Raw genomic sequence first — 15,537 nt, 5'->3', positions numbered from 1 at the left:
CTACCGACCGTCAACTGCGAGCACGGGCTCGAGACCCCGCTCGCACGTCGATTCGGCCCGTCGACTCGAGACGATCGGAACCCGCCTCGTCGTTTCACTTCCGCCGCGCTTGCCGAACCTTAAACTGCCAGGCGCCCCGACTGCGAGCCATGTACGCCGTCGTCGGCTGTAGCGAGTGTTCGAACCTCTGGATCATCGAGGGTCGCTCCGAGACGACCCAGTGTCCCCGCTGCGGCGCGCGGAAGGCCTACGAGAAGCGCAAGAAGTTCGTCGAGACCGACGACGCCGGCCACGCTCGCGACGTTCGCGCGTCGATGCTCGCGAACCGGCAGGGCGAGGGCGAGGCCTTCGCCGAACTGGACTCGTTTAACGCCCTCGAGGACCAGGTCGCCGACGGCGTCGTCGACGACGACGAGTACCTCGAGGAATCCGGCCTCGACGTCGATGAGGTCTCGGCCGCCGGCGAGCGCGATCCGCGGGGTCCGACTCGCAGCGGCAGCAAGAAGGAGATCGTCGAACGAGCACTCGAGGACCTCGACCAGCCGACCGAGGACGAGATCGTCGACTATGCCGGCGAACGCAGCGTCTCAGCGGAGTACGTACAGGACGCACTCGAAAAGCTCGTTCGCCGCGGCGAGGTGAGCGAGAGCCGCGGTCGGTATCGACGGCTGTAGCGGCCGTTCGGGCGACGAGGACTCAGAGACGAGCGACGCGCCGGAACGGCACTGCTTTGCACCGCGGGTGCTAACGGCGAGTGAATGGCGGAGACGATAGACGTCCAGGAGCAGGCGATCGGTGCCGGATCGATAGCGGCGCTCGCGCTCGTCGCATATGGTCGGTTCATCAACGAAACGCTGTTCGGCGTCGACGCGACGACGCTGGGGCTGGGTGCCTTCGCCGCGACGTTCGCCGCCGTCGCCCTCCTCCACGGCGCGTACGGGCGGCGTGACTTCGCGGTCTCGCACGCGGTTTCGGCCGTCGGTCTGGGGCTGGTCGTGCTGGCCTCGAGCCTGCTACCGATGCTCGTCGGGCTCGTGCTGCTCGTCGGCGCCGGCAGTTACACCGCGCGAACGACGATTCGCGCTCGGGACGAAGCGACGGAAGAGCGCGAGACCGCCTCAGAGAACGCGTAACCGAACCGTCCCGACGTCGAATGCGATCCGCAGTGAACCGAGTCAGGAGTCGGGACTCAGCGACCGAGATCCTCGTGTGCGCTCGCCAAATGCCGCGAGGACAGCGCGCCGAGCAGGGAGAGTTCGCCGGCCAGCGCGCCGACGGCAATGATCTCGGCCAGGGCGTCGGCGTTCGAGCCCGGCGGATCGCCGCCGCCGCGCAGTCCCAGCACCTCGAGCGCTTCGGCCTGCGTCGGCAGTTTCGTCCCGCCGCCGACGGTGCCCACCTCGAGGGAGGCCAGCGAGACGCTGGCGTAGAGGTCGGTGGTACCGTCCTCATTCTCGCGGGCGTCCATGGTGGTGATCGCGTTCGCGGCCTCGACGACCTGGGCCTCGTCCTGGCCGGTCGCGAGGAAGGCGGCGGCAACGACGTTGGCCGCGTGGGCGTTGAACCCGAGACTGCCGGCCTTGGCGCTGCCGGTGAGGTTCTTGCGCGTGTTCGCCTCGGCGATGGCCTCAGGGGTCGTGTGGAGTCGCTCCTCGACGAGCTCGCCGGGGATCACGGCGTCGGCCGTCACCGAGCGGCCGCGGCCCTCGACGGCGTTGATCGCGGCGGGTTTCTTGTCCGAACAGAGGTTGCCCGAGAGCGCGACGAGGTCGGCCGGGGTTTCGGCCTCGACGATCTCGCAGGCCTCGCCGGTCGCGATGGTGGCCATGTTCATCCCCATGGCGTCCTTAGTATCGTAGGCGAAGCGCAGGTAGACGGAGTCACCGACGACGTACGGCTCGACGTCGATCAGTTCGCCGTGGCTCGTCGTGGACTCGGCGGCCTCGGCCAACGCGTCGCCGTTCTCGTTGACCCACTCGACGGTCTCGGCCGCCTCGGCGACGCCGGCCACCCGAAACACCGGCGCGCGGGTCATCCCGTTTTTCGTCACGCGGGCGTCCGCGCCGCCCGCCGAGCGAATCACGCCCAGCCCGCGGTTGACCGACGCCAGCAGGGCCCCTTCGGTCGTCGCCAGCGGCAGGTAGTGATCGCCGGTGGCCGCGCCGCCCGAAACCGGCACGGGACCGACGACGCCCATCGGCACCTGCGCGGCGCCGATCATGTTCTCGATGTTCGGCTCCGCGGCCTCGGCGGGGAACGCGTAGTCGCCGATCGCCTCGAGTTCCGTCTCCGTCTCGCGCTCGAGGAGCAGCCGGCGCGCTTCGGCCGCGGTGTCGTGATCGGCGTAGTCCTCGAGTTCGTGCAGGCGCAACTCGCCGTCGCGGACTCGCTCGACGAGGTCCTCGGGGTCTGTCATGCGTTGCCCAAAACGGCGGTCGGTCCTAAGGATTGCTGATTTCGCACGCGAGGCCGATCACCGAACCTGCAAGAGGCTCCCTTCGCTCGAGCCGTGGTGCCAGCGCAGCGCCTCGTAGCAGACCAGCGCGATGACCGCACTGGAGCCGATGCCCGCGATCACGAGGTAGCTGACCCCCGACGCGTCGTCGGCGAAGGCGAGCGCGAAGACCGCCGTCGCGACGGCGGCGAACTGGACGCGGCTCCGCGTCGGGTCGTCGTCCGCGGTCTCGTCGTCGGTCGCGGCGAGATACAGCTGGGGAGCGGCCAGTGCGAGGCCGGCAAAGACCAGAAACGACGGGACCGGATACTCCCGCAAGCCGACTCCGAACTGCTCCTCGACGACGATCGATACGGTGAGCACGAGGACCAACGCCAGGAGCGAGCCGAAGACGATGCGGCCGTCACGATCGATCATACCGGGCGGTCCACGAGCCAGCAGGTTAAGCTTGCGCCGGACTGCACGTGCAGCGGTTCGGAGCCGACGGTTCCGCTCGAGCCGGCCGCGTTCCGTTCGTCCCGTGGAATCCGATCAAACCCACCACCGCAGTTTCGATGATTGTCCCGATCGCGAACGTCGGCCGGCCAGCTTCGCCACCTAGGCAGGCGATCCGGAAAAAGTCCGAAAAGAATGGGGCTGCCACGGGTGTCGGCCGGTCGATCAACCGATCTCGGGCGGGACTGAAAGGGGCGACTCGCTGGGCGTGGGCGCCCAGCGGGTCGGGGCTTTCGGGTGGGACTGAAAGGGGCTGCCGCGCTCGGCCAGAAAGGCCGAGCGCGGCAGGGGCTTTCCCCCGAACGGTTTTGGGCCTCGCCGACACCCTCTCGAGCATGACCGACGCCGCCGACCGCCTGCTCGTGAACGCGGCGGTCCACACCCTCGGCGATCCCGACATCGTCCACGAGGCGGTCGCCGTTCGCGACGGCGAGATCGTCCGCCTCGGGGATAGCTACGAGGTCTCGTTCCTCGAGGGGGTCGAGACCGACGTGATCGACTGCGGCGGGCGCCCCGTCCTGCCGGGCTTTATCGACGCCCACACGCATATGGAACAGTTCGGACAGCACCTCGTCCACGCCGATCTCTCGACCGCGACGAGCGTCGCGGACTGCCTCGAGACGCTGTCGGCTCACGCCGCCGACGAACCGGAGCGAGAGTGGATTCTCGGCTTCGGCTACGACGAGAGCGAGTGGGAGGCGTCGCGGAGCCGCCCGCTCACGAGCGCGGAACTCGACCGCGTCAGCGAGGAGCGGCCCGTCGTCGCGATGCGCGTCGATCTGCACACCGCCTCGCTGAACGCGGTCGCCCTCGAGCGGCTCGCGGACGACCTCCCCGCCTCCGATCTGCGGCGGTCGGGCGGCGAGCCGACCGGCGTCGCCGTCGAAGACGCCGCCGAGGCCGTCCGCCGAGAACTGACTGCCGGCCGCGAGGAGATGCGCGAGGTCCTCGCCGCGGCGACCGAACGCGCGGTCGAGTTTGGCGTTACCGGCGTCCACGACAAGGTCCGCGGCTCGGTCGCGCCCCGGGTCTACCGCGACATGGCCGCCGACGGCGACCTGCCCCTGCGCGTCCGGATCGACTACTGGAGCGACCACCTCGAGGCGCTCGAAGAGGTCGGGCTGGCGACGAATGCAGGCAGCGACCGCGTCCGGACGGGCGCGATCAAGTCCTTCTCGGACGGGAGTTTCGGGAGTCGAACGGCGCGGCTCCGGGAGCCGTACGCGGACGCCAGTGGGGACGAAGCGGACGCAGCACACGAGACGGACGAGGGCGACGACCGCGGCCAGTGGGTCGTCGACCCCGAGAACCTCGCCGCGCTGGTCGAGCGCGCCGACGGCAGCGGGTATCAGGTCTGCATCCACGCCATCGGCGACGCGGCGATCGAGGAGACGCTGTCGGCCCTTGAGTCGACGGCCGACTCCGGCGGACGACGCCACCGGATCGAACACGCGGAACTGGCGACCGACGACCAGATAGAGCGCATGGCCGAGGCCGGGATCGTCGCGTCGATGCAACCGAACTTCCACCGCTGGGCGGACGAGGGCGGCCTCTACGATCGGCGGCTGGGACGCGAGCGGCGGAATCGGACCAATCGGTTCCGGCGGGTGCTCGAGGCCGGCGTCCCGCTCGCGTTCGGCTCGGACTGCATGCCGCTGGATCCGCTGCTCGGCGTTCACCACGCGGTCAACGCGCCGACTGAAGCACAGCGGCTGTCGGTCACCGAGGCGCTGCGGGCCTACACGCGCGGCGGGGCCTACGCCGGCTTCGACGATGACCGTCTCGGGACCGTCGAGGTCGGGAAGCGGGCCGATCTGGTCGTCCTCGAAGCGTCGCCGTGGGAGGTCGAGCGGATCGACGAGATCGACGTAGCGATGACGGTGGTCGACGGCGAGATCGTCTTCGACGGGTTCGACGGCTGACGGCACGGCGGCGATCCGAACGGGACGGGGAGTTCCCGTCGACCTCCGGGGACTCCAAGGTTCATGGGTACTGGTAACAAACCAGCCAGCATGAGTGAGGCGCGGGTCATCGCCGAAATCACGCTCGTCCACCCCGAGCTGGTGCTCACCCCGACGATTCAGGCGCTGCCCGAGATGACCGCCGAGCTCGAGTACCAGACGATCGCCGGGCCGGGGGAGTACTACCTCTTCTTCGAGACCTACGGCGGCGATTTCGATGCGTTCGACCGTGTCGTCGCCGACGATCCCACGGTCTCGGAGCCGACGGTCGTCATCGACGGCGGCGAGTTCCGCGTCTACCGGATGCGGCTGACTTCGGCGGAGCGGCTGGTGTTGCCCCGCGCAGCCGAACTCGGGATGCGAGTCCTCCACGCCACGAGCGGTCGCGGCGGCTGGATCGCGACCCTCGAGGTGCCTGAGATCGGCCGGTTACAGGAGTTTCGAGAGCACTGTCGGGCCAAGGACGTCGACTTTACCGTCGATCGGCTCTACCACGCCGAGGACGGCGACCGGAGCACGGGACAGGGCTACGGGCTGACGCCCATCCAACGGAAGACGCTCGTCACCGCCTACGAACGCGGCTACTTCGAGGATCCGCGGGATTCCTCGGTCGAGGATCTCGCGGACGCGCTCGGCATCTCCTCGTCGGCCGTCAGCGGACGCCTCCGCCGCGGGCTGAAGGCGCTGATCGAGAACTCGCTCGTCCGGTGATCCTTATAAAGCCGGGCATATACCGTCCGCTCCTTCAACGGGCTGGCAGCCGTACAACATGTGATGAACGGCCTCTTCTCAGACCACGAATGTTCACCCATCCATCGAGTCCATTTCGAACCGACCAATTCTGGCCAGCTCTCGAGTGCAATTGTCTGTGCAATCTCGACCGTCGCGGATCGCTCGCCACGAGATATCGGCCCGCTGTGGGAGGCGATCGATCCGGAGGCCCTCGAGCGGCTGCTCGACCACGCGGCCGCACGGGGGGCCGTGGCATCGGTCGGCCTCGAGTTCAGTGTCGACGAGTTCGACATCGTTGTCACCGACTGCGGGGAGATCCTCGTCTACGGCGATAGCAGCGACTACGGGTCCGATGACGACCTCGAGTTCACGTTCGACGGGTAGCTCGATTTTTTCTCACTGGCTCCCGTTGTCGGGAGCATGGATGTCGGACTCATGGTAACGTCGTTCGGTGACCTCGATCTCGCGGACATTGCGGTCCGCGCGGAGCAACTGGCCTACGACGCCGTCTGGGTTGGCGAACTCTGGGGCGAGAGCGGCGTCGTCCAGCTGACCGAGATGGCCTGTCGGACCGAGGAGATCGAACTCGGGAGCGCGATCTTGAACGTCTACTCGCGGTCGCCGGCCGTGCTCGCGATGACCGCCGCGTCGCTGCAGCGGGCCTCGGACGGCCGGTTCACGCTCGGCGTCGGGACCAGCACGCCGAAAGCCGTCGAGGACCTCCACGGGATGGCGTTCGATCGTCCCGTCCGGCGGGCCCACGAGACGATCGAACTCGTCCGCGCGTACACCGCCGGCGAGGGTCGCGTCGACTACGACGGCGAGGTGCTCGCGGCCGCCGACTTCCCGTCGCTCGAGGCCCCCGTGCCGGTCTACCACGCCGGCCTCGGGCCGGCGAACCGGCGAGTCGTCGGCCGGCTCTGCGACGGCTGGATCCCGCACAATATTCCGTTCTCACACCTCGACGCGGCCTTCGAGGAAGTCGCGGACGCGGCCCGCGAGCGCGACCGCGATCCGAGCGAGATCGCGATCGCGCCCTACGTTCCGTCGGCGGTCAGCGAGGATCCCGACGAGGCTCGGGAGACGCTGCGCCGGCACATCGCCTACTACGTCGGCAGCGGCGAAGGGTATCGCCGAGCCGTCGCGACGGCGTACCCCGAGCGCGCGGACCGCATCGCTGACGCGTGGCGCAGCGGAGAGAAGGGAGAGGCCGCCGACGCGGTGACCGACGCGATGCTGGCGGACCTCGGCGTCGCCGGCACGCCGGACGACGCGCGCGAGCAGCTTCGGACGCTCGTCGCCGAGACGGGGATCGACCACCCCATCGTCGTCGTTCCGGAACCGGCCTCGAGGGACGTCGTCGAGACGACGATCGACGAACTCGCACCCGACCGGCTCTGAGCGGGTCGGCTCGAGTGGCGTCGATCGCCCGCCTCGAGGCGATCGAGAACCGTCTCTCAGGCCTTGCCAATCCCGGGATGACGCTTTTCGACAGTTCTCTCCACAGTACCAGGCGAGGGCTCCCCTCTGATTCTCGATGTCTCAGGAGAAGACCAACTACACGGACTTCGTCGGCGAGGTACAGCATTGCATCGAGGCCGGGGCCCAGGTAGAGGCCGTCCGGACGACGCAGGCCGTCCTCGAGACGATCGGTGAGCGCGTCGACGAGGGCGGCGCGACGGACATCGCCAGCCCGCTGCCCATGGAGGTCGACCGCTCCCTCCTACAGGTTGACCACGGACGTCCGTACGACTTCGACGAGTTCGTCGAACGGGTCCGCGAGCGGCTGAACTACGACGACCTCGATCTCGACACCGGCTACGGGAAGCCGCGGAAATCGACGAAGCCGAAACGGTGTTCCGGATCAAGGCGGTGACCGCCCTGCTCGCCGAGACAGTTCCCGGCGGCGAGATCGCCAACGTCGAGGCGCAGTTCCCCGACGAGTTCGACGAGCTGTTCGAACTGGTCGACGTCGAGTCGACGCCGTGGGAAGGAGCGTCCACCTGATCCGCTGCAGCCGTTTTCTTCTCGACGTGCGAAACCCGCGATCGAACTCGAGCGTCGGTTCCTCCTACTCCGATTGCTCAGCGGCTCCCGTCCGAGCTGTCACTCGAGCTCCACCCGACACCCGGTCTCAGCCGATTCGTAGGCGGCCTCGATAACCTCGAGATCCACGAGGCCGTCCTCGCCGTCGGGCTCCGGTTCCGTGTCGGTGAGCACGCAGTAGCCGAAGTAGTCGAACTCTTCGCGGACCTCGTCGACCCGCGGGCCCGTGTACTCCATGCGGACGTCGCCGCTCTCGACGACCATCTCCTGAGGGACGACACCGCCGAACGGCGACTCGACGTGGATCTTCCCCTCCGTTCCTACTAACTCGAGCTGGCTGCTGGCGTGGGCGTCGAAACTGGCTGTACACGAGGCCGTCGCGACGTTCGCGAACTCGAGTTGGAAGGCGACGTGCTCGTCGACCGCGTCGAAGGGCGGGCCGCTCGAGTGAGTGGTGGCGTAGACGCCCGCGGGATCGTCCTCAAGGACGAATCGAATCGTGTTGAGCGGGTAGACGCCCAGATCGACCAGGGCGCCGCCGCCCGCGAGGCCGGGATCGAGACGCCACGTGTCGGGGCCGGTGCCCTCGAGCAGCGGGTGCGAGAAGCCGCCGTGGACCTGGACGATGTCGCCGATGACGTCGCTGCGGACGAGTTCCCGCGCCCGCCGAATCGTCGGCTCGGTCTGCAGCCGGTAGGCCGTCATCAGCGTCACGTCGGCCGCCTCGCAGGCGTCGACGATGCCGGCGGCCCGCTCGCGGGTCGTCTCGAGGGGCTTCTCGCAGATGACGTGGGCGCCCCGCTCCGCGGCGGCGACGGCGTACTCGCCGTGGATGGCGTTCGGCGTCGCGACGTAGACCGCGTCGTAGGTGTCGGCGTGGTCGCCGGCCAGGAACCCGTCGTAATCGAGGACGTGGGGAACGTCGAACGACTCGGCGACGGTCCGCGTGCGATCGGGCGAGCCGGAGACCAGCGCCGTCGTCTCGCAGTACCGCCCCTCCGCGATCGCCGGGAGCGCGCGCTGCCGGGCGAAGCCCCCGACGCCGACGACGGCGAGGCGAACCGTTCCGTCGGGCGATTCCTCCTCCCAGTCCCGCCGGGTGAAGTGGGAAAAGACCTCCTCGAGTGCCATACTGTCTCTAGGGACGCAAGCGGAAAGGCACCACTGCACGGAGCGGTGACTGTCAGCGGAAGCAACCTATAGATCAGATCGAACCTCCGGTGATCCGCTTTCGGCTCGTATATCCCTCGATGGTATTCCGCCGGTGTGCAGTATCGAAGGAAAAACTTCTTCAACAGGGCGGTGTGACGTGGAGTTACCCACAGGTGACGTGAAATGGTCAAAATGGAAACGGCGGAGCTGGATACCGATTTGAGTCTGTTCAAATACGATAATCTCGAACAACTACCGCCTCGATACCGCGATCTCGAAGAAGACGAGCGCACGGAGCGAATCGAGGCGGCGCTCGAGGAACTCGGCGACGACGTCGTGATCCTAGGTCACAACTATCAGCGCCGGGAGATCGTCGAACACGCCGACTTCATCGGCGATTCCTACCAACTCTCGAAGGAGGCCGCGAACGCGGACGCCGAGTACGTGATCTTTGGCGGCGTGACGTTCATGGCCGAGAGCGCGGACATCATCACCGACGACGAGCAGACGGTGATCCTCCCGAGCATGGAGGCCTCGTGTCCCATGGCCGGGATGGCCGAAGCCCTGCAGGTCGACAGCGCGTGGGCCGAGATCACCGCGGCCGCGCCCGACGCCGACATCATCCCGATCACCTACATGAACTCCTACGCGGACCTGAAGGCGTTCTGCGCGAGCCAGGGCGGGCTCGTCTGTACCTCCTCGAACGCGCACAAGGCGTTCGAGTACGCCTTCGATAAGGGCGACAAGGTCCTCTTCCTCCCCGACAAGCACCTCGGGGAGAACACGTCCCACCGACTGGACATGGAAGACGAGATCGCGGAGTGGGACCCGTGGGATCCCGAAGGAAAGGACGCCGACGAGGTCGCCGAGAGCGACATCATCCTCTGGGACGGCTACTGCCAGGTCCACGAGCGGTTCCGCGAGGACCACATCGAAGACATCCGGGCGGAACACCCCGAGGCGAACGTCATCGTCCACCCCGAATGCCGCCGCGAGGTCGTTGAAGCTGCCGACAAAGCAGGCTCGACGGCGACGATCTGCGAGACGATCGAGAACGCCGATCCCGGCGAGACGTGGGCCATTGGCACCGAGATCCACCTCACCGAGCACCTCCAGCGCTGGCATCCCGAGGTGAACGTCCTGCCGCTCTGCGGCGACGCCTGCATGGACTGCAACGCCATGCGCCAGATCGACCCTAACTACCTCACCTGGGTGCTCGAGGAACTCGTCGAGGGTCGGGAACGCAACGTGATCGAAGTCGCGCCCGAGGAGAAGGAACTCGCCGAAGTCGCGCTCGATCGCATGCTCGAGATCTAATCCGAAGCCATGACCGACACACAACTCCCAACGCAGGATGCAACGACGGAGACCGCGGACGTCCTGGTCGTCGGCAGCGGGATCGCGGGCTGTGCGGCCGCGCTCGCGGCCGCTCAGGAGGGCGCCGAGGTCCTCCTGGTGACGAAAGCCGCGAAACCCGACGGCGCCAGCACCGACTGGGCCCAGGGCGGCATCTCGACGACGCGGGGCGATCCCGAGAGCCTGAAAGCCGACATCCTCGCGGCCAGCGACGAAACCGCGGATCCCGACGCGATCGACGTGTTAGTCGATCACGCCGATGACGCCGTCGAAGACGTGCTGCTCGAGACTCTCGGAATCGAGTTCGACGAGACGGGCGACGGCGAGTTCGACTATACCCGGGAGGCCGCCCACTCCGACCATCGCATCCTCCACGTCGACGCCGCGACGGGCACGCACATCCTCCGGCCGTTCCTGAATCATATCGACGCTCACGACCGGATCGAGGTCCGCCAGGACACCGCCGCGCTCGATCTGATCACGCACGAGGGGCGGGTCCACGGCGCGCTGACCGACGAGGTGTCTGACGGCCACCCCGTCTTCGCCGGGACGACAGTCCTCGCGACCGGCGGGATCGGCGCGCTCTACACGCGTTCGACCAACCCCGACGACGCGACCAGCGACGGGATCGCCATGGCCGCGCTCGCGGGCGCCGAGGTCGAGGACATGGAGTACGTGCAGTTCCACCCGACCGCCTACGCTGGCGAGAATCCATTTTTGCTCTCGGAAGCCCTGCGCGGCGAAGGGGCAGTACTGCGGAACGGACACGGCGAGCGGTTCATGGGCGACTACCACCCCGACGCCGAACTCGCTCCGCGGGACGTCGTCGCCCGCGCCGTCGAAACGGAGCGCGAAGAAACCGGCGAGGTCGTGCTGGACGTGAGTACGCTCGAGGCCGAGTTCGAGGCGGAGTACCCCGCCATCGCCGAGAAGTGTCACGACCGCGGGATCGAGGGTGACGTGATTCCGGTCGCGCCCTGCGAGCACTTCCTGTGTGGTGGGATCGCAGTCGACGAGAACGGGCAAACGTCGCTCGATCGGCTCTACGCCGTCGGCGAGTGCGCCCGCACGGGCGTCCACGGTGCGAACCGACTGGCGAGTACGAGCCTGCTCGAGGGACTCGTCTGGGGGCTGCGGGCCGGCAAGGACGCCGTGGACTCCGGCGCCGAACCCGAAATCGTCGAAGCGCCGGACCTCCGCAACAGCGATCCCGACCTGCCCGAGCGGTTCGCCGCCGAGAAATCCATCCGGCTGAAGCGGACGATGGACGAGTATCTCGGCCTCGAGCGCGACCCCGAGGAGATCGCTCGCGCGAGCGCCGTCCTCCGGCGGCTCAAAGGCGAGGTCGACGCCTACATCCGAACGCGGACGGCGCGGGACCTCTACGAACTCCGAAACGCCTGCGTCGTGGCGCTGCTGATCGCGCGGGCGGCCGGCGAGAACGACGAGTCGGTAGGCTGTCACTACGTCGTGAGCGACGGCGACGAGGCGACGGCAGAACCCGAATCCCCGGCGGACGACTGACCACCGATGATTACGAACGCACAGGTCGAACGCTGGCTCCGCGAAGACGTCGGCCACCACGACGTGACCAATCAGGTACCCGGCGAGACCACCGGACGACTCGTCGACAAGGAGTCGGGCGTTGCCGCGGGCCTCGAGGCCGCAGCGGCCGTCTTCGAGTATCTCGACATCGCTGTGACCGATCGACTCGAGGACGGCGCCGCCGTCGACCCGGGCGACGAACTGCTCCGCGTCGAGGGGGCCGCACGCGAGGTCCTGCGGGGCGAGCGCGTTGCCGTCAACCTCGCGGGCCACGCCTCCGGAATCGCGACGCGGACGAACGACGTCGTCGAACGCGCCCGCACCGAGTCCGACGACGTTCGGATCGCCGCGACCCGCAAGACCACGCCCGGCCTGCGCGGCCTTGAGAAGCGCGCCGTCGTCGCGGGCGGCGGTGACACCCATCGACTCGACCTCTCCCACATGGTCATGGTCAAGGACAACCACGTCGCCGAGATGGGCCTCGAGGGCGCGATCGAGCACTTCCGGGCGCGGACGTCGTTCGCGACGAAACTCGACGTCGAGGTGGAGACGGTCGAGGACGCGCCGCGGGCCGCCGACGCGGGCGCCGATATCGTCCTGCTGGACAACATGAGTCCCGCGGAGACGCGCGAGGCCGTCGATCTACTCGCCGATTACGACGCACTCGCCGAGGCCAGCGGTGGGATCGCCCTCGAGACCGTCGCCGACTACGCGGCAACTGGCGTCGACGTCATCTCGATGGGGTCGCTGACCCACTCGGCGCCGTCGCTGGATCTCTCGTTCCGGACGGGCGACTGACGGCCGGTAGACCGAGCGATTGGTTTCGCTCGAGCGAGTACGGGCGCCCGTGACGGAGCCGATTAGAACCTGCGCGGCGCACGGGCCGTACTCGAGCGCCAACGGGCGGTGTCCGGTCTGCGACGCCCGCGGAGAGACGGTGCTTTCCGGCGAGCAACGCCGCCGGCTTTCGAAGTTCGTCAGCGGTGCACTCCGGCACTTTCCTGAGGACGTCGGTCTCGAACTCGACAAGCGCGGCTGGACCGACTACGAGGCCCTCACCGACGCGGTCGAACGGAAGTACGACTGGGCCGAACCGCGCCACGTGCCGGCGGTGATCGCGACCGATCCGAAGGGGCGGTTCGAGCGGACGGGCGCCGGCGGGATCGACGACGGACCCGGGAACGGGCTCGTTCGGGCGTCGTACGGTCACTCTGTCGACGTCGAGCTTGAGAGCGAGGCGCTTTACGCCTCGGACAGTCGAGTGGGGAGCGCAGCGACCCACGAGACGGAGCCGACCGACGCGCCGGTACCCGACGAACTGTATCACGGCACGGCGCCGGCGAACCTAGCGTCGATCCGTGAGGACGGACTCCGACCGATGTCCCGCCAGCAGGTCCACCTCTCGGGGAGCCGCGAGGCGGCCCGCCGCGTCGGGCAGCGCCACGCGAACGATCCCGTCGTGCTCGTCGTCGACGCCGCGGCGATGCTCGCGGACGGCCAGCGCATCACCAAACGTGGCCGGGAGACGTACACGACCGACGCGGTGGCGCCCGAGTACATTGACATCCCCGCGACGGAGTCGTGACTACGGCGCGAGCGGTGAGAGCCAGACCACGACGCCGAGGTACGCGGCGATCCCGGCGAGCGCATAGAGCCGCCGTTTCGCGCGGATCGCGATGGCGTCGTTCGGTCCGTCAGACTAGTCGTACGGCGAGAACGGCGTCGAAGGGCTATTCTCGACGATAAGTTATATCCAGATGTAAATTAATTCAGTAATATTATTTGGGTATGTAACCCGCACGCGAAACCGAGTCGAACCCGTTTGGAGACGGACCGCTGACGCCGACGCGTATCGGCGCAGCGGCGGGGATGATGGACGTCATCGCCTTCACGGTAATGGGCTATATCGCATTCGGCAACGTCGCGATCGGCGCCGTCGCCGGCCTGCTGGTCGGACTCGGCGTCTTCTGTTTCCTCCCGGTGTTCATGCAGCCCGGAGAGGGCAGTGACCTCGAGGACCTGATGCCCGCCGACGATGCCGCGCCGCTGCGCGGTTTCCACCGAGTCGCCGCAGGGTTCGCGCTCTCGGCCGCGGGCATCGTGGTGTTCGCGACGGGGTTCGGTGAGTTGGACACGCTCGTCGGTATTCCGGCGGCGATCGTCGCGGCCGTCGGCGTCTATCTCGTCGCCGGCTTCGCGATGCCGAACGCACAGCTCCGAAGCTAATTCGGCTGCGCTCACTCGAGCGAACGCTCGCACGTTGCGCCTGCGAGTGTGCTTCTTTTGCGCACACGACGGTTACCACTCGCTATGACGGACTTGCCACTGGCGCCCGACGACGGCTGGAACGCGCTTTACCTCGCCGGCGAGTGGACCGAGGGCGGCGACCGGGACGCGATGTCGGTCGAAAACCCCTACACGCGCGAGGAGATCGCGACCGTCCCGGCGGGAACCGAGGCGGACGTCGATCGGGCCTACGAGGCCGCGGCGGCGGCCCAGGAGTCGTGGGCCCAGCAACCGCCGCAGGCGCGGGCGGGCATGATCGAGGCGGCCATCCAGTTCGTCGGCGACAACCGCGAGGAGATCGCCGACCTGCTGGCCGTCGAGTCCGGCAGCACGCGGGTCAAGTGCGAGGCCGAGATCCAGACCGCCCGCGGCATGATGCAACAGGCCGCGAGCTACCCCTTCCGGATGTCGGGCCAACAGATGGACTCGATCACGCCGGGCAAGGAGAACGTCGCCGAACGCCGGCCCGTCGGCGTCGTCGGCGTCATCTCGCCGTGGAACTTCCCGCTGCACCTCTCGATGCGGGCGGTCGCGCCGGCGCTCGCCGCCGGCAACGGCGTCGTGCTCAAGCCCGCCTCGAGCACGCCGATCACCGGCGGACTGCTGCTCGCGCGGATCTTCGAGGCCGCCGGCGTCCCGGAGGGACTGCTAAGCGTCATCCCGGGACGGGGCTCCGAGATCGGCGACGCGATCTCCGACCACGAAACGCCCCGCGTGCTCGCCTTCACCGGGTCGACGGAGATCGGCCAGCGCGTCGCCGCAAACGCGGCGAGCAACTGCGCGCTCCCGGCCCTCGAGCTGGGCGGCAACAACGTCCACGTCGTCACCGATGAGGCCGACGTCGAGCGCGCGGTCGACGGCGGCGTCTTCGGCTCGTTTCTCCACCAGGGACAGGCCTGTATATCGATCAACCGTCACCTCGTCCACGAGAGCGTCTACGACGATTACGTCGGGATGCTCGCCGACCGCGCGGCGAACCTCCCGACCGGCGATCCGCGCGACGACGACACGGTTATCGGTCCGATTATCGACGAGGGCCAGCGCGACCAGATCGTCGAGTACATCGAGACCTCGGTCGACCAGGGCGCGACCCTCGAGACCGGCGGCGACCACGACGGCCTCGTTCTCGAGCCGACGGTCCTCTCCGATGCCGACAACGACATGGCCGCCGCGGCGAACGAACACTTCGGCCCCGTCGCGCCGGTGATCCCCTACTCGAGCGACGAGGAGGCGATCGAGATGGCCAACGACACGATCCACGGTCTGTCGGGCTCGGTCCACAGCGAGGACAGAGCGCAGGCGCAGACGATCGCCGACGGGATCGACACCGGCATGATTCACATCAACGATCAGCCGATCAACGATGAACCCCACGTCCCATTCGGCGGGATGAAACAGTCCGGCATGGGGCGGTACAACGGCGAGTCGATCCTCGAGGAACTGACGACGACGAAAGTGATCTCTATCCAGCGCGAGTCGCGGGAGTACCCCTTCTGAGCGGCGCCGCGC

15 protein-coding genes and 1 pseudogene are annotated in these 15,537 nt (G+C 68.0%); 13 read left to right on the top strand and 3 right to left on the bottom strand.

The annotated features are described in order from the left end of the window. Window positions 1-149 precede the first annotated feature (149 nt). Both EH209_RS09065 and EH209_RS09060 read left to right on the top strand, forming a co-directional pair. The gene (locus EH209_RS09065) at window positions 150-674 is read left to right on the top strand and encodes a DUF5817 domain-containing protein (RefSeq protein ID WP_126662605.1); all 525 of its coding nucleotides are present in this window, start codon (window positions 150-152) and stop codon (window positions 672-674) included. 84 nt (window positions 675-758) lie between these two features. Then, window positions 759-1,133 (top strand): hypothetical protein, encoded by a 375-nt coding sequence (locus tag EH209_RS09060; protein WP_126662604.1) that lies wholly within the window; start codon window positions 759-761, stop codon window positions 1,131-1,133. A gap of 56 nt (window positions 1,134-1,189) precedes the next feature. Here the strand turns inward: EH209_RS09060 and hmgA are convergent, their stop codons facing one another. Next, window positions 1,190-2,416, bottom strand: a complete 1,227-nt coding sequence (gene hmgA, locus EH209_RS09055) for a hydroxymethylglutaryl-CoA reductase (NADPH) (protein WP_126662603.1) — start codon at window positions 2,414-2,416, stop codon at window positions 1,190-1,192. A 57-nt stretch (window positions 2,417-2,473) separates the two neighbouring features. Next, window positions 2,474-2,872 (bottom strand): hypothetical protein, encoded by a 399-nt coding sequence (locus tag EH209_RS09050; RefSeq protein WP_126662602.1) that lies wholly within the window; start codon window positions 2,870-2,872, stop codon window positions 2,474-2,476. Between the two features lie 413 nt (window positions 2,873-3,285). Here EH209_RS09050 and EH209_RS09045 point away from each other — a divergent pair, with 413 nt between their 5' ends. The 5 genes and pseudogenes from EH209_RS09045 to EH209_RS09025 all read left to right on the top strand — a co-directional run bounded on the left by EH209_RS09045 (window position 3,286) and on the right by EH209_RS09025 (window position 7,650). Beyond that, on the top strand, window positions 3,286-4,872 hold the full coding sequence (locus EH209_RS09045) for an amidohydrolase (protein ID WP_126662601.1): 1,587 nt from the start codon (window positions 3,286-3,288) through the stop codon (window positions 4,870-4,872). Window positions 4,873-4,962: 90 nt separating this feature from the next. Further along, on the top strand, window positions 4,963-5,622 hold the full coding sequence (locus tag EH209_RS09040; protein WP_126662600.1) for a helix-turn-helix domain-containing protein: 660 nt from the start codon (window positions 4,963-4,965) through the stop codon (window positions 5,620-5,622). Window positions 5,623-5,685: 63 nt separating this feature from the next. Next, entirely contained in the window at window positions 5,686-6,027 is a 342-nt protein-coding gene (locus EH209_RS09035; protein ID WP_126662599.1) for a HalOD1 output domain-containing protein, read from the top strand. Between the two features lie 36 nt (window positions 6,028-6,063). Next, window positions 6,064-7,044, top strand: a complete 981-nt coding sequence (locus tag EH209_RS09030; protein ID WP_126662598.1) for an LLM class flavin-dependent oxidoreductase — start codon at window positions 6,064-6,066, stop codon at window positions 7,042-7,044. 136 nt (window positions 7,045-7,180) lie between these two features. Next, window positions 7,181-7,650 (top strand): annotated as a pseudogene (locus EH209_RS09025) (DUF2267 domain-containing protein). Between the two features lie 99 nt (window positions 7,651-7,749). On the opposite strand, the gene gfo6 reads toward EH209_RS09025, so the two are convergent. Beyond that, window positions 7,750-8,820 carry a D-xylose 1-dehydrogenase Gfo6 gene (gfo6, locus tag EH209_RS09015; RefSeq protein ID WP_126662595.1) on the bottom strand — a complete coding sequence of 357 codons (1,071 nt, stop codon included), beginning with the start codon at window positions 8,818-8,820 and terminating at the stop codon, window positions 7,750-7,752. 204 nt (window positions 8,821-9,024) lie between these two features. Here gfo6 and nadA point away from each other — a divergent pair, with 204 nt between their 5' ends. From nadA to EH209_RS08985, 6 genes are all read left to right on the top strand, one after another. Then, window positions 9,025-10,158, top strand: a complete 1,134-nt coding sequence (gene nadA / locus EH209_RS09010) for a quinolinate synthase NadA (RefSeq protein WP_126662594.1) — start codon at window positions 9,025-9,027, stop codon at window positions 10,156-10,158. A 9-nt stretch (window positions 10,159-10,167) separates the two neighbouring features. Next, on the top strand, window positions 10,168-11,721 hold the full coding sequence (locus tag EH209_RS09005) for an L-aspartate oxidase (protein ID WP_126662593.1): 1,554 nt from the start codon (window positions 10,168-10,170) through the stop codon (window positions 11,719-11,721). Between the two features lie 6 nt (window positions 11,722-11,727). After that, on the top strand, window positions 11,728-12,540 hold the full coding sequence (nadC, locus tag EH209_RS09000) for a carboxylating nicotinate-nucleotide diphosphorylase (protein WP_126662592.1): 813 nt from the start codon (window positions 11,728-11,730) through the stop codon (window positions 12,538-12,540). 49 nt (window positions 12,541-12,589) lie between these two features. Next, complete coding sequence (locus tag EH209_RS08995) at window positions 12,590-13,327, top strand: RNA 2'-phosphotransferase (protein ID WP_126662591.1); 738 nt, start codon at window positions 12,590-12,592, stop codon at window positions 13,325-13,327. A 287-nt stretch (window positions 13,328-13,614) separates the two neighbouring features. Continuing rightward, window positions 13,615-13,968, top strand: a complete 354-nt coding sequence (locus EH209_RS08990) for a hypothetical protein (RefSeq protein ID WP_249038776.1) — start codon at window positions 13,615-13,617, stop codon at window positions 13,966-13,968. Between the two features lie 84 nt (window positions 13,969-14,052). Further along, the gene (locus EH209_RS08985) at window positions 14,053-15,525 is read left to right on the top strand and encodes an aldehyde dehydrogenase family protein (protein ID WP_126662590.1); all 1,473 of its coding nucleotides are present in this window, start codon (window positions 14,053-14,055) and stop codon (window positions 15,523-15,525) included. The last annotated feature ends 12 nt before the right edge of the window (window positions 15,526-15,537 follow it).

It is taken from the genome of Haloterrigena salifodinae, assembly GCF_003977755.1.
GTDB classification, from domain to species: domain Archaea; phylum Halobacteriota; class Halobacteria; order Halobacteriales; family Natrialbaceae; genus Haloterrigena; species Haloterrigena salifodinae.
The sequence above is the reverse complement of the archived record's forward strand: the minus strand, read 5'-3'. Positions and strand labels throughout refer to the sequence as shown.